The following is a 14,066-nucleotide window of genomic DNA, read 5'->3' on the forward strand; positions in this document are numbered from 1 at the left end:
AGCCTTGCGCCCCTATCCGATGAATCAGCAGGCCAGGGCCACGTCTGAGCGAGTCAGATAGTGAAGGTAATTCGGCATGAACTTCAGCACCAGCGCCAGGTTGACGTGCACGGTGCCTTCGAGCTTGGGCAGCGCGCGGATGTGGCCCGTCGCGGTGTTGAAGTAGGTGTCCTTCTCGAAGCCCTTGGCCGCGATCACGTCCCACAGCAGGTCGATGACGCGCTCGCCCTCGCTGGTCACCTTCATCTTGGTGATGGGGTTGAACAACAGGTAGCGGCGGTCCTCGGCGGTCGCGGAGCGGAAGTAGTCCACCGCGCGGTCGCTGAACATCTTCATAGCCGCCAAGCGGGCGTACGCGTCCACAAAGGACTGGCGCACGTGGCCGAACTCGGTGACCCGATTGCCGTAGAGAATCCTGTTGTGCGCGTGGGTGATCGCCTCGTAGAAGGAGTGCTCCGCGATGCCGATCGAGGCCGTGCACAGGTTGAACTTGCCAACATTGACAGTGTTCAGCGCGGCACTGAACGCGTCGGCGCCGGTGTGCAGGATGTCGGCTTCGGTGACCGGGTAGTCCTCCAGCCGGAACGCGCTGACGAACATCTGCGAGTTCACGACGTTCTTGATGAGCTTGAAGCTCGGGTGCTGGCTGTCCACCGCGAAGAACACGTATCCGTCCGTGCCCTCGACGTCCGCGCGGCGCCCGAACACCGACACCATCCCGGCGATGTTGCCGTTGCCGATGTAGTACTTGTCGCCCGTCGCCGTGAAACCGCCCGCGCTCGGCGTCAGGACCATGTCCGTGGAGTAGACGTCGGCCCCGTGCTCCTTCTCCGACAGTCCGAACGCGAACACCGCGCCGCTGTCCAGCAGGGCCGCCGCGCGCGCACGGGCCTCCGCGTTGTCGCTCATCCAGATCGGGCCCAGGCCCAGGACGGTGACCTGCCAGGCGTACCAGTAGGACAGCCCGTAGAAGCCGAGGATCTCGCTCAGCGCGGCGTTGCGTGCGGCGTCCCACCGCTTGCCCGGGTCACCGGCGGCGTCCGCGGCCGGGGTGTTGAAGGTGGCGAAGAGCTTCTCGCGCTTGATGAAGTCGAGGAAGTCGGTGTACCAGACGCGGTCCAGGTGATCGGAGATCAACCGCTGCTTGCCGCGCGACTCGAACCAGTCGATCAGCGCCCGCAGCTTCCCCCGCGTCTCGGCGTCGAGGTGCTCCGGGTCGTAGGCGACCGGGTTGAACAGCGCCGGGTACTCCATCTCAGCCACCACAGGTTCCCTCCGCCCACGCCATGTTACCGCCCAGTACCCTACCAGCCGGTAACAACCGTGGGTGTACCCAATGTGGCATTTGTTTCGTCAGACGTAACCAATGCCACATTGGGTAGATCATCGTGGGGTCAGGTTGAGGGGACGTGGATGGTGTTCAGGGTGAGCACGCCGTTCGCCCGTGCGCCGTTGAGGGTGCGGACGGCGCCGACGGAGTCCTTGCGGATGGTGTACCAGGAGTCCACGTAGTCGGCGTCGTTGGTCCAGAAGGAGTCCGGCACGGCGGCCAGGATCGCGTCGACGACGGGGATGTACTCGCCCGCGCCGGCCACCGCGAGGATCGCCTTCGCCGCGGCCCGCGCCAGCTCCTCCCAGCTGAAGTTGTCGTCCTCCTCCATCATCACCGCGTCGGCGGCGGCGTACTTGAAGTGCGACCAGTTCACGAGCACCTGGTTCGGCGTGTACGTCGTCTTGTCGTGGTCGAGGTAGGGCATCTGCACGGTGTCCACGACGGGCTTGTTGTCCGGCCCGACGCCCGCGACCAACGTGTAGATCTCCGCGTCACCGCGCAGGTTCGGCTCGTGGTCCTTGGCGAGCCGGATCGAAGTGATCTTCGCGGCGTCGTAGCCGCCCGCGGCCGAGGGCTCGTCAGCGCGCACGCCGAGGGCACGCAACGAAGCCCTCAGCTTGGCCAGGTTCGCGGCCAGCACGCGCTTGCGGTCGACTGCGACGACGAACAGCGGCCGATCGGTGGGCGGCGCGTCGACAGAAATCCGCTGCGCGCCACCGCGCGAGTAGGCGGTCACGAAAGCGACCTCGTCGGAGGTGGGTTCGGCCACGACGAGCGCGTTCGCCGTGGAGGTCAGCGCGACGCGATTGCCCGCCCGGACCTGGAGCAGGGGTCCCAGGGAGGCGGGCAACTGCTTCGAAGCGCGCACATGGGCGCCGACCTGGTCGACCCGCTGACGCAGAGCGCCCTCGGCCAGCGGAGCGAGGTCGACCTTCGACGCGGCGGCCAGGCCCGCGTGGACCCGGGCCAACACCCCGGGGGAAGCGGCGAGGTCGTGCGCGACCGCGTCCACACCCACCGGGGGTTCGGCCACGGCCACGCCAGAAGTGACGAACAGGGACAGCGCGACTGCCACAGCTCGCATGGTTTCTCCTTGTTTCGCAGGGAATCCGCACGTTAGAGGCGTGCCCGGCCGAACGGCAGCCCGTGAGACGAAGTTGAGAATGAGCAACGCCTACTCATGTCGGGGCGCGCGCGCTCACGCATGCTGGCGGCATGGCAACCATCGGGGACAGCCTCGTGCGCAGGCAGCTCTCCCGGTTCGTCGGCCGGGACTCGGAGATCGGCGTGTTCCGGCAGGCGCTCGCGGGCGCCCTGGACCGCAACGTGCTGTTCGTGCACGGCCCCGGCGGGCTCGGCAAGACGAGCCTGCTGCGGATGATGCGGCTGCTGGCGGCGGAGGCCGGGCACCGCTGCTACTGGGTGGACGCCCGCGCGCTGGCCCCGGTGCCGGACGCGGTGGTGGACGCGCTCGCGGAGGCAACCGCGCACCACGGGGACCGCGCCCCGGCGGTCTTCATCGACTCCTTCGAGCGGATCGGGGCGTGCGGGCGGACGTTGCGCCAGGACGTGCTGCCGAAGCTCGACGACAACTCCGTGGTGGTGATCAGCGGGCGGCGGCCCCCGGACAGCGGCTGGCGCCTGGACGGCTGGGACCAGGTGGTGGCGGAGCTGCCGCTCGGCGCGCTGACCCCGGCCGAGGCGGAGCGCCTGCTCGCCGCGCACGGGGTCACCGACAGCACGGCGGCCGGGCGGCTGCGCGAGTGGTCGGAGGGCTCCCCGCTCGCGTTGACCCTCGCCGCGGGCGCCTACCTGGCCACGGGCGCGACGAATCCCCGGCCGACCACGGTCAGCGCGTTGTTCGAGGTGGTCACGGAGACCGAGCTCGACCCGGCCTTCCACGACGCGCTCACGGTCTGCGCGATCTCCCGCGAAGTGACCGTGGAGCTGCTGGGGCACACCCTCGGCGACTCGGCGCAGGCCGCCTTCGACTGGCTCGCCGAGCGGTCCTTTGTGGACAGTTACGGCGATGCGCTGACGCTGCACGACGTGGTGCGCATGCCGGTGCTGGCCCGGGTCCGCCATCGCCGCCCGGAACGGGTCAACGGGCTCAAACGCGTGCTGTGCGACCACTTCTACTCGCGAGCGGTGAGCGGCGACGCGGGGGCGCTGGTCGACCTCGCGCACCTGATCGACTCGCCGGAGATCCGTTGGGGTTATCGCTGGGAGGGCAGTTCGCGCTTCCAGACCGATCGCGTGCGCGCGGGTGACGCGGAGATCGTCGGCCACGCACTCACGACCCGTGGCTACCGCGAATGGTGGGCCGCCAGCGAGCCCTACTACACCGGTCGCCCGGAGAACGTCACCATCGCTCGCGACGCGGCGGGCTCCCCCGTGGGGCATGCGATTTTCCTTACGCCATCAGCACTTCCGGCTTGCGCACAGACCGATCCGTTCGGCGCGCGGCTGCTCCGGTACGCCCAGCGCCTCAGTCCGGAGGGCCAGGCGGTGGTGTGGCGCGACACCGTCGATCTGACCGGCGAGGGCTCGCACGTGCTGGCGATGCTGAACCTGTCGGTGGTGCTGCGCATGGAAGTCCGCAACCCGCGCTACGCCATCGTGTCCGCGTTCAGCCACAACGACCGCGTGCACGCGTTCTGCGCGGCGACGGGCGGACGGCCGATTCCCGAGCTGGAGACGGAGTTCGACGGCCGACGCGTGGTCGTCTACCTCATCGACTACGGTCCCGGCGGGCTGTACGTGACGCAGCGCGATGTCGTCTACCGCGAGCTCGGCCTCGCGCCGACCACGAGCTTCACCGCGTCCGATGTCCGTGCCGCGCTCGACAACTTCGCGTCCAGCGGTGACCTGGCGGAGAGCCCGCTGGCCCAGGGTGCGGACGTCCGCGAGCGGGCCGACCACGTGCGCGCGGTGCTGCGGTCGGCGGTGGACCTGGAGTTCGGCACGAGCGAGCACGAGCAGCAGCTCCGCGCCGCGCTGACCCGCCGTTTCCTGGACGGGCGGGAGAGCCACGACAAGATCGCCTGCGGCCTGGCGCTGAGCCGCGCTACGTACTTCCGCAGGCTCAACGAGGCGATCACCCGCCTGACGCGGCACCTCGGTTTTCCGTAGGGTCGGGGGGCATGGGAAATGTGGTCGCGTTCCACGCGCATCCGGACGACGAGGCGTTGCTGACCGGCGGAACCCTGGCCCGGCTGGCCGACGAGGGGCACCGCGTGGTGATCGTCGTCGCCACCGACGGCTGCATGGACGAGGCCGACGGCGCACGGCTCGACGAACTGCGGGCGAGCGCGGAAGTGCTTGGCGCGCAACGGGTTGTGCACCTCGGATACGCCGACAGCGGACACGGTCCGCTGCTCTACGACGATCCCGCCGACCGGCAGCGCTTCGCCCGCGCCGACCTGGACGAGGCCACGGGCAGGCTCGCCGAGGTGCTGCGCGAGGAGCGCGCCGAGCTGCTGCTGAGCTACGACCCCAACGGCGGGTACGGCCACCGCGATCACGTGAAGGTGCACCACGTCGGCGCGCGGGCGGCAGCGCTGACCGGGGTGCGCGTCCTGGAGGGCACGGTCCCGGTGCCGGGCTCCGAGAAGAGGAACCGGTACAGCCCCCGCAGCGCGATCACGCACCGTTACGACGTGCGGCGCTACGCCCGGCAGAAGCAGGCCGCGCTCGCCGCGCACCACTCGCAGGTCTCCGGCAACGGCAGGTCGGCGTCGCTCTTCAGGGCGATGGTGCGGATGCCGGTGCCCGTGTTCGGCGCGCTCTTCGGCCGGGAGTGGTTCGTGGAACGCCCTCACCAGCGATGATGACACGCGTGCCCGAAATCGGGCACGGAACTTGAGTCCGGGGCCCCGGTCTGACACGCTCGCCCCTCGTGAGTGAAGACGGGGCGGGCGAACTGGTCCGGCACGTGTCGGCCACCACCGGCCTGCCCCCGTCGACGGCGGCCAGGGTGGTCGCCGACGTCGTGGCGTACTTCGGCGAGAGCGCCGAGGACTACGTACGGCGACGGCACTCCGAACTCCAGCGCGAGCAGCTGCGCAACGCCGAGATCTGGGGCGTCATCGCGGCTGAGCTGCGGCGGCGGCCGGTGGTCGCCCCCGCGTTCAGCGAACGGCAGCTGCGGCGCATCGTGTACGGGTGAAGGGAAACTGACAGGCGTGTGCGGCATCGTTGGTTATGTCGGCAGGCGGCAGGCCGCGCCGATCCTCGTCGAGGGTCTGCACCGGCTGGAGTACCGCGGCTATGACTCCGCCGGGCTGGCCACGCCCGAGGCTGGCGCCTTCCGCGTCATCAAGACCGAGGGACGCGTCCAGCAGCTGCGCAACCTGATCAAGGAGGAGATCCCGGCCACGATCGGCATCGCGCACACGCGGTGGGCCACGCACGGCGAGCCCAGTGACGCCAACGCGCACCCGCACCTGGACGCCAGCGGCCGGATCGCCTTGGTGCACAACGGCATCATCGAGAACGCCGACCGGCTCCGCGCGCAGCTGACCGCCGAGGGCGTGGTCTTCGCCTCCGACACCGACACCGAGGCGCTGGCCCACCTCATCGGCCGCAGCGGCGCGCCGACCCTGGAGGAGAAGGTCCGCGAGGCGCTGAGCCGGGTCGAGGGCACCTACGGCATCGTCGTGCTGGACCTGGACGACCCCGATCACCTGGTGGTCGCGCGCAACGGCAGCCCCATCGTGCTCGGCATCGGCGAGAGCGAGATGTTCGTCGCCTCCGACGTCGCCGCCCTGGTCCGGCACACCCAGCAGGTGGTGTACCTCGACGACGGCGAGCTGGCCGTGGTCCGCGCCACCGAGTTCCACACCAGCACCCTGGCCGTGGAGTCCAGCCCGGTGGTGAAGTCCCCGACCACCGTGGACCTGGTGGTCGACGACTACGAGCTGGGCGGCTCCGCGGACTTCATGAGCAAGGAGATCCACGAGCAGCCCACCGCGCTGGGCCGGGCCCTGAGCGGCCGGCTCAACGAGCGCTTCGCGACGGCGCACCTCGGCGGCATCAACATGGACCCGCGCGAGCTGCGCGCGATCCGCCGGGTGAAGTTCCTCGGCTGCGGTTCCTCCTACTACGCGGGCCAGATGGGCGCGCAGCTGGTGGAGGAGCTGGCCCGCATCCCCGCCGACGCCGAGCCCGCCTCGGAGTTCCGCTACCGCAACCCGGTGGTGGAGGCGGACACCCTCTACGTGGCGCTGAGCCAGTCCGGCGAGACCCTGGACACCCTCGCGGCGGCCCAGGAGCTCAAGCGCAAGGGCGGGCAGCTGCTCGGCGTGGTGAACGTGGTCGGCAGCGCAATCGCCCGTGAGTGCGGCAGCGGCATCTTCCTGCACGCGGGGCCGGAGGTGTCGGTGGCCTCGACCAAGGCGCTGACCAACACCGCGACCTCGCTGGCGATGCTCGGGCTGCTGCTGGGCCGCGTGCGCGACCTGTCCACCGCGGACGGCAAGCGGATCGTCGCGGGCCTGCGCAGGCTCCCCGAGCAGGTCGCGGAGATCCTGGCCCAGGAACACGCGGTCGCCGAGGTGGCCGCGCGCTTCGCCGACACCAGGAGCATGTTCTTCGTCGGCCGCGTCCGGGGCTGGCCGGTGGCCCGCGAGGGCGCGCAGAAGCTCAAGGAGATCTCCTACGTGCACGCCGAGGCGTACCAGGCCTCGGAGCTCAAGCACGGGCCGCTCGCGCTGATCGACAACACCATGCCGACCGTGATCATCGTCCCGGACGACGAGCTGCTGTCGAAGAACATCGGCACCATCGAGGAGATCAAGGCCCGCAGCGGCGCGGTGATCGCGGTGACCAACGCCGAGCTGCCCGAGGGCCTGGCCGACGCGGAGCTGCGGGTACCGCGCAACGAGACCGAGCTGGACCCGATCCTGTTCACCATCCCGTTGCAGCTGTTCGCCTACCACCTGGCGGCGAAGCTGGGGCGCGACATCGACCGGCCGCGCAACCTGGCCAAGAGCGTCACGGTGGAGTAGCGGCCCAGATGCACATCCCTGACCTGCTCGCGCGGATCGCCGCCGAGGTGGCCGACGAGGTCGGCAAGGGCTCGGCCGCCGACTACATCCCGGCGCTGGCCCGTGTCGACACCGGCCGGTTCGGCATGGCCGTCGCCGAGCTGGACGGGACCGTGCACGGCACCGGGGACTGGCGGCAGCGGTTCTCGGTGCAGAGCGTGTCGAAGGTGTTCACCCTGGCCCTGGTCCTCGCCCAGCCCGGCGGGGACCGGGTCTGGGACCGCGTCGGCCGGGAGCCCTCCGGCGATCCGTTCAACTCGTTGGTCCAGCTCGAACACGAGGACGGCATCCCGCGCAACCCGTTCATCAACTCGGGTGCGCTGGTGGTCACCGACGAGCTGACCGCGCGCGGCGGTGATGTCACGGAGGAGCTGCTTTCCTTCCTGCGCAAGGAAAGCAGCTCCCCGGGGATCACCGTCGACGCCGAGGTGGCGGCGTCCGAGGCCGCGCACGCCGACCGCAACCGGGCGCTGGCGTACTTCATGGCGTCTTACGGCAACATGCGCGCGGCGGTGCCGGACGTGCTCGCGCAGTACGTGCGGCAGTGCTCGATCGCGATGAACTGTGCGGAGCTGGCGTTGTCGGGGTTGTTCCTGGCGCGGCACGGCATCCGCAACGACGGGACTCGCCTGTTGGAGCGCAGCCAGGCCAAGCGGGTCAACGCTGTCATGCTCACGTGCGGCACCTACGACGCGGCGGGCCAGTTCGCCTACCGCGTCGGCCTGCCCGGCAAGAGCGGCGTGAGCGGCGCGATCCTCGCCGTCGTCCCCGGCCGCTGCACCGTCTGCGTGTGGAGCCCCGGCCTGGACGCGCGCGGCAACTCCGTCGCGGGCGTCGCCGCCCTGGACCGCTTCACCACCCTCACCGGCTGGTCCGTCTTCTGACCCAGCCGGGTTGGGCAGTCTTCAAGTACCACGGACCCCCGCTGGGACTAGGGGTTGGGGCGGGGGTCGCCGGAGCAGGTGGTGCCCTTGGCGGGGAGGACTCCGTCGATGAGGTAGGAGTCGATCGCCTTGGTGACGCAGTCGTTGCGGCCGTAGTGCCCGTGCACCCCACTGTCCACAACGGACACCAACCGGTAGCCCATGCGTGAGGCCATCACCGGCCCGCCCGTGTAGCCGGTCACCGGGTCGTGGTCGCCCTGCACCACGAGCCCGGCCGGATAACCGAAGCGGTGCAACGGAACCATCGGCTCGGCAGGGGTGAACGAGCGGAACGCGCACTCCGAGGCCGCCGCCGCGTGCGCACCGCGGCCGACAGGGTACTCAGCCGCGAAACGACGCATCTCCGCAGCGTAGAGGCGGGTGTCACGCGACCACGCCGCCTCACAGGTCACCGTCGCGAACGCGCCCGAGTGCAGGAGTTCGAGGCCGAGCTTCAGATCGTTGAGCATGGCGCCGATCGCCTTGGCCGTGTCCAGGTCGAGTGCGCCGGACGCCGAAGCCTCGCGGACCTTCTTGAGGGTGACCGCGAAATCCGCCCAGCCCTTGCGGTTCGGGGTCTGCGATCCGAGCACGATGTCCAGCGCGTTGCGGTCGATCGGGTACGGCGCGCCCTGCACCACGAGCGGTTTCGCGGCGAGCGCCCTGCCGAGCGCGTCCAGCGACGCCTGGACCTCGGCGGCCGTGCGGCCGAAGCCGTAGTGCGCGTCGTGCTGGGCCGCCCAGCCCGACCAGGTGCGGTAGTTCTGCCGCGCGGAGACCGCCTGCTGCTTGGCCTGCTCGTAATACAGCCACTCGGGGTTCATCGAAGAATCGAAGACACTGCGGTTCATCCGGCGCGGGAACAACGAGCCGTACACCGCGCCCAGATAGGTTCCGTAGGAGAACCCGAGATAGTTGATTTTCTTCCCGCCAAGGGCCGAACGGATGACATCCATGTCGCGCGCGGTATTCGCGGTGCTGAGATGCGGCCGAATGGCGGAACCGGCCTGCTGGCACGCGCGCTCACGGCGCTGCGCGTCCAGCGTGTAGTCGCGGATCTGCTGTTCGGTCGGCCGGGTAACCGGCAGCCCGGGCTCCGGCGGCAGACCGCAGTTCAGCAGCGAACTGCCGGTTCCCCTCGGGTTGAAGCCCACGACCTCGAACTTCGCCGCGATCGCGTTGTCCTTGAACGCCAGCGGCAGGCCGACGCCCTCGCCGCCGGGCCCGCCCGGGTTGAGCAGCAGCAGCTCCCGCCCCTTGCCGCCGGTGGCCTTCAGCCTGCTCACGTCGACGGTCAGTTTGCCCGCGGCGGGATTGCGGTGATCGACGGGAACGTCGAGCTTCGCGCATTCCACGTCGCCGGGCAGTCCGGGACAGGCTCCCCAGACAACGGCGGGAGCGGCCAGCGCCGGGGTGGCGGTCAATGCGATCATGATCGCCACGCCCAGGCCAAGTGATCTTTTCAGCACCGTCGCATGTTACCCAAACGAAATCCGCCGCCTTCCCTTTGTGAATAAAAGAAAAGGCGGCGGATTGCGCCCTTTCGGACCTAGCGCGGAACGTTCCACTTCTGGTTCGCGGTGCCCGCGCACGTCCACACCTGGAGCCGCGTGCCGTTGGCCGGGTTGTTGCCCGTGACGTCCAGGCACCGGTTGCCGGAGATGCTCACGACGTCCCCGGCCGCGGGCGTGGCCCACTGCTGGTTCGCTGCGCCGTGGCAGTCCCACAGCACCACTGCCGCGCCGTCGTTCGCGCCGTTGTTGTTGACGTCGAGGCACTTGCCGAGCGCGCGGATCGTGCCGTCACCGGCGACCGTCCAGTTCTGCGCGGCGTTGCCGTTGCAGTCGTGCAGCTGGATCGGCGTTCCGTTGGCGTTGTTGGCGTTCGCGACGTCCACGCACTTGCCCGCGAGCCCGGTGATCTGGCCGCTCGGCGCCCCGCCGCTGTTGGTGGTGACGCGCACGTAGTCGACCACGAGCTGCTGCGGGAAACCCGTGCTGCCGTCGGGGTCTCCGGGCCAGTACCCGCCGACTGCCAGGTTGAGGATCAGGAAGAACGGGTGGTCGAAGACCCACTGACGACCACCGAGGTCGGCCGGAGTGCGGGTCTGGTAGGCGTTTCCGTCGACGTACCAGGTGATCCGGTTCGGCGCCCAGTCCACCGCGAAGGTGTGGAAGCCGTCGCCGAAGTTCGGGCCGTTGTAGGCCGCGCCGATGCCACCGGAGCCGGAGTAGCCGGGCCCGTGCAGCGTTCCGTGCACGGTGTTCATCAGGTGGCCGACGTTCTCCATGATGTCGATCTCGCCCGCCTGCGGCCAGCCGACCTGGCCCATGTTGTCGCCCAGCATCCAGAACGCGGGCCACATCCCCTTGCCGCGCGGGAGCTTCATGCGCGCCTCGAAGCGGCCGTACGCCTGGGTGAAGCGGCCGGCGGTGTTCAGCCGCGCCGAGGTGTACTCGCACCGCCCGTACCAGCACTGGTAGTTGCCTGGGTTCTCCCGGCGCGCGGTGATCACCAGGTTGCCCGCGCCGTCGTGCACGGCGTTGCTCGTGCTGTTGGTGTAGTACTGCCGCTCGTGGTTGTTCACGTTGTCGCCGGTCTCCAGCTGCCATTTCGAGCCGTCGACCGGTGTGCCCGCGGGTGCGTTGAACTCGTCGGCGAACGTCGTCGCCATGGTCGTGGGGTCAGTGTTGGGGCTGTCTGCCTGTGCGGTACCGCCGAGGACCAGCGCCAGGACCGCGACCATGGCCGCGCCCGCGCGAAGTTTGCAGGACATCACGCTCGCCTCTCAATGCAGGGACCACTGAGGCGGCCAGCGGTAGCAGGTGTGGCGGGGAGTATGTCCGGCCGGTTCCACCGACGGCAAGACCTTCGGCGGAACCGGCTCCGGACGGATCAACCGGCCAGGTGAGAGCGGATGAGAGCGCTTACCTCCCCCGGCGCCTCCTCGGGCAGCCAGTGGCTCGCGCCGGTCAGCTCGACGAAGCGGAACGGGCCGTCCACGAACTCCGCGGTCCGGTACGCCGCGACCGGCCCGAGCGCCACGTCCTCGCTGCCCCACACGTACAGCGTCGGGACCGTGCTCGGCTCGGCGGGGATGTCCAGCTGGTCGTCCGCGGCGCGGTACCAGTTCAGCGTCGCGGTCAGCGCGCCCGGCTCGGACAGCCGCCGCACGTTCTCCTCGACCAGTTCTTCGGGAACCTTCCCGGCGTAGGCGCCGCGCAGCCGTGCGGCGTCGTCGGCGAGCAGCGACTGCTCCGCGATGCCGCCGGGCTGCCGGAAGAACCGGACGTAGTCGACGCGGCGGGACTGGTCCTCGTCCTCCGCGATCGCCTTGCCCAGGGCCCGGGGGTGCGGAGTCGCGAGCACCGACAGCGTCTTCAACCGGTCCGGGTGCGCCCCGGCCACCGCCCACGCGACGATGCCGCCCCAGTCGTGTCCGACCAGGTGGAACTGTTGCGCGCCAAGGGCATCCGCGAACCCGATCACATCGTTGACCAGGTGGTCGACGTGGTAGTCCGCGATATCGGCGGGCCTCGCACCCGGCGAGTAGCCGCGCTGGTCCACCGCGACGGCACGGAACCCGGCTTCGGCGAGCGCGGTCATCTCCTCGGTCCAGCAGTCGGCGAACTCCGGCCAGCCGTGCAGCAGCAGGACGAGGTCGCCGTCCTCAGGTCCGGCGGTGATCGCGTTGTACGTGTAGTCGTTGACGACGAGTTCCACAGGTCACCACTTCTTCAGTGCGATTCGGTGTTCGGGGTCCAGGACCTCTTGCAGCTCAACGATATTGCCGTCCGGGTCGTGCCCGTAGGCCGTCCACACGCCGGGGAAGACCTCCTGCGGCTCGCTGTTGAACGGCACCCCGGCAGCGCTGAGGCGGCTGTATTCGCCGTGGATGTCGGTCACGTCCAGGCAGAAGTGCGTGACGCCGGGATCGTGCGGCCGCAGCCCGGCGTTGTCCCTGACGGACTCCGGGGTGAAGTACTGGAACAGCTCCACGTAGGCGTTTCCCTTGCGCAGCATGAGACTTCGCGCGGAGGTGCCGTCCAGCCCGGTCACCTGGTCGGCCGCCTTGTTGCCCGGCTCCCACCGGTAGTCGGTGACCACCTCGCAGCCGATCAGGTCCAGGTAGAACGGCAGGATCTTGTCGATGTCCTTCGTGGTCACGCCGACGTGGTGCACACCGCGGATCATGTTCGTCCCTCTCAGATCTTCGCGCGCAGGTCGGCCAGCCAGCCCTCGTGGTCCGTGCCCTTGAATGCCATCCGCTGCGCCACTTCGGGGTGCGGCAGGATCAGCAGCCGCTCTTCGGCCATGCCTTCGACGACTGTCCGCGCGACGTCCTCCGGGTCGATGAGCCCGGCCGCCGCGACCACGTCCGACGCTCCTTCGCTCTGCCCCATCGCGGCCACGAGCATCTGCGTGCGCACCGCCTGCGGGCACACGCAGGACACGCGAATCCCTTCTCCGCCATAGGTGATCGCGAGCCATTCGGCCAGTGCCACCGCCGCGTGCTTGGTGACCGTGTACGGCAGCGCCGAGGGCTGCGTCAGCAGTCCCGCCGCCGACGCCGTGTTCAGCAGGTAGCCCTCCCCCGCTTCGCGCATCTGCGGCAGGACCGCGCGCGCCGCCCACACGTGCGCCATGACGTGGATGCGCCACAACGAGTCCCAGTCCTCGTTGCTCGTCTCCAACGGCCCACCAACGGGTCCCGTCACTCCGGCATTGGAGAAGAAGACGTCGATGCGCCCGTTGGTCTCGTTGGCGAAGCGCACGAGGTCCTGGACGTCGGCCTCCGCACCCGCGTCGAACTTTCGCGCTGTCACGCTCGCCCCCGCCGCCTCCGCCGTGGCCCGCGCCCCCGCGAGGTCGTAGTCGGCCGCGACGACCGCCCTCGCCCCTTCGGCAACGAAGCGCTCGACCAGCGCACGGCCGATGCCACCGGCGGCCCCGGTGACCACGATGTGCTTTCCCTGGATCTTCACGCGGCGAACGTATGCCTGGACCGCCGTCATCCGGGGTAAGTCCAATCGTGCGGTTGTCAGTCACGAAGCCGCTCGACCGACACGGCGTGACACGGGTCTCGCCAGTTTAGATTGCGCACGATGTAAGTGCCCGCTATGTTTCTCTTCGTACCGACCACTCACTTCCAGGGAGGCACCCCATGCCGAGCCGCGACGCCACCACCCGCTGGGAAGGCGGGCTCCAGAACGGCAAGGGCACCGTCACGTTCGACTCGTCCAACGCCGGTCAGTTCGACGTGTCCTTCCCGACCCGCGCGGGCAACCCGGACGGCCAGACCAGCCCTGAGGAACTGATCGCGGCCGCGCACTCGTCCTGCCTGGCGATGAACCTCTCCGGCGTGCTCGGCGCCAACGACCTGGTCGCCGACTCCATCGACGTCAGCGCCGAGGTCACCCTCGGCCCCGAGTCCGGCGGCGGCTTCCGGATCAGCGGCATCGCCCTCACCGTCCGCGCCACCGTCCCCGGCGTCGACAACGAGAAGTTCGTCGAGCTGGCGAAGGTCGCCGAGAGCACCTGCCCGGTCACCAAGGCCCTCTCCGGCACCACGATCACCCTCGACGCCGCGCTGAACTGACGTCGTCGTTCCCGGCGGGGCGGCCACTTTCCCGGCCGTCCCGCCTTTCGCGTGACCTAGAAGGGCGTGGGTTCGGCGATCGGCTCGGCTTCTGTCTCGGTGGTCTTCCCGTTGGGTGTGGTCCACACGTGTCGCCCGTCGGGGAGGTTCTTGCAGCTCCAGTT

The 14,066-nt window shown here is 69.6% G+C and carries 12 protein-coding genes and 1 pseudogene; 6 read left to right on the top strand and 7 right to left on the bottom strand.

The features are described from left to right. Positions 1 to 63: 63 nt before the first annotated feature. Positions 64 to 1,254: pseudogene (locus tag NLX83_RS40465) on the bottom strand (acyl-CoA dehydrogenase family protein); the annotation flags it as partial. Positions 1,255 to 1,394: 140 nt separating this feature from the next. Beyond that, entirely contained in the window at positions 1,395 to 2,417 is a 1,023-nt protein-coding gene (locus NLX83_RS40470; RefSeq protein ID WP_254240610.1) for a DUF3103 family protein, read from the bottom strand. 131 nt (positions 2,418 to 2,548) lie between these two features. Here NLX83_RS40470 and NLX83_RS40475 point away from each other — a divergent pair, with 131 nt between their 5' ends. The 5 genes from NLX83_RS40475 (at position 2,549) to NLX83_RS40495 (ending at position 8,264) form a co-directional block, all read left to right on the top strand. Next, a complete protein-coding gene (locus NLX83_RS40475; RefSeq protein ID WP_254240611.1) occupies positions 2,549 to 4,465 on the top strand; it encodes a hypothetical protein in 1,917 nt (638 codons plus the stop codon). Positions 4,466 to 4,476: 11 nt separating this feature from the next. Continuing rightward, positions 4,477 to 5,163, top strand: coding sequence for a PIG-L deacetylase family protein (locus NLX83_RS40480; RefSeq protein WP_254240612.1), 687 nt, complete (start codon positions 4,477 to 4,479; stop codon positions 5,161 to 5,163). Positions 5,164 to 5,231: 68 nt separating this feature from the next. After that, positions 5,232 to 5,501 (top strand): hypothetical protein, encoded by a 270-nt coding sequence (locus tag NLX83_RS40485; RefSeq protein WP_254240613.1) that lies wholly within the window; start codon positions 5,232 to 5,234, stop codon positions 5,499 to 5,501. A gap of 16 nt (positions 5,502 to 5,517) precedes the next feature. After that, entirely contained in the window at positions 5,518 to 7,341 is a 1,824-nt protein-coding gene (glmS, locus tag NLX83_RS40490) for a glutamine--fructose-6-phosphate transaminase (isomerizing) (RefSeq protein ID WP_254240614.1), read from the top strand. 8 nt (positions 7,342 to 7,349) lie between these two features. Beyond that, entirely contained in the window at positions 7,350 to 8,264 is a 915-nt protein-coding gene (locus tag NLX83_RS40495) for a glutaminase (RefSeq protein WP_254240615.1), read from the top strand. Between the two features lie 47 nt (positions 8,265 to 8,311). On the opposite strand, the gene NLX83_RS40500 is transcribed toward NLX83_RS40495, so the two are convergent. The 5 genes from NLX83_RS40500 to NLX83_RS40520 form a co-directional block, all read right to left on the bottom strand. After that, positions 8,312 to 9,772, bottom strand: coding sequence for an alpha/beta fold hydrolase (locus NLX83_RS40500; RefSeq protein ID WP_254240616.1), 1,461 nt, complete (start codon positions 9,770 to 9,772; stop codon positions 8,312 to 8,314). An 80-nt stretch (positions 9,773 to 9,852) separates the two neighbouring features. Continuing rightward, positions 9,853 to 11,079, bottom strand: coding sequence for a ricin-type beta-trefoil lectin domain protein (locus NLX83_RS40505; RefSeq protein WP_254240617.1), 1,227 nt, complete (start codon positions 11,077 to 11,079; stop codon positions 9,853 to 9,855). Between the two features lie 119 nt (positions 11,080 to 11,198). After that, entirely contained in the window at positions 11,199 to 12,026 is an 828-nt protein-coding gene (locus tag NLX83_RS40510) for an alpha/beta fold hydrolase (RefSeq protein ID WP_254240618.1), read from the bottom strand. Between the two features lie 3 nt (positions 12,027 to 12,029). Further along, a complete protein-coding gene (locus NLX83_RS40515; RefSeq protein WP_254240619.1) occupies positions 12,030 to 12,497 on the bottom strand; it encodes a VOC family protein in 468 nt (155 codons plus the stop codon). Between the two features lie 11 nt (positions 12,498 to 12,508). Next, positions 12,509 to 13,288 (bottom strand): SDR family oxidoreductase, encoded by a 780-nt coding sequence (locus tag NLX83_RS40520; protein WP_254240620.1) that lies wholly within the window; start codon positions 13,286 to 13,288, stop codon positions 12,509 to 12,511. Between the two features lie 179 nt (positions 13,289 to 13,467). Here NLX83_RS40520 and NLX83_RS40525 point away from each other — a divergent pair, with 179 nt between their 5' ends. After that, positions 13,468 to 13,902 carry an OsmC family peroxiredoxin gene (locus tag NLX83_RS40525; protein ID WP_254240621.1) on the top strand — a complete coding sequence of 145 codons (435 nt, stop codon included), beginning with the start codon at positions 13,468 to 13,470 and terminating at the stop codon, positions 13,900 to 13,902. The last annotated feature ends 164 nt before the right edge of the window (positions 13,903 to 14,066 follow it).

It is taken from the genome of Allokutzneria sp. A3M-2-11 16 (assembly GCF_024213555.1).
Classification (GTDB): Bacteria; Actinomycetota; Actinomycetes; order Mycobacteriales; family Pseudonocardiaceae; genus Allokutzneria.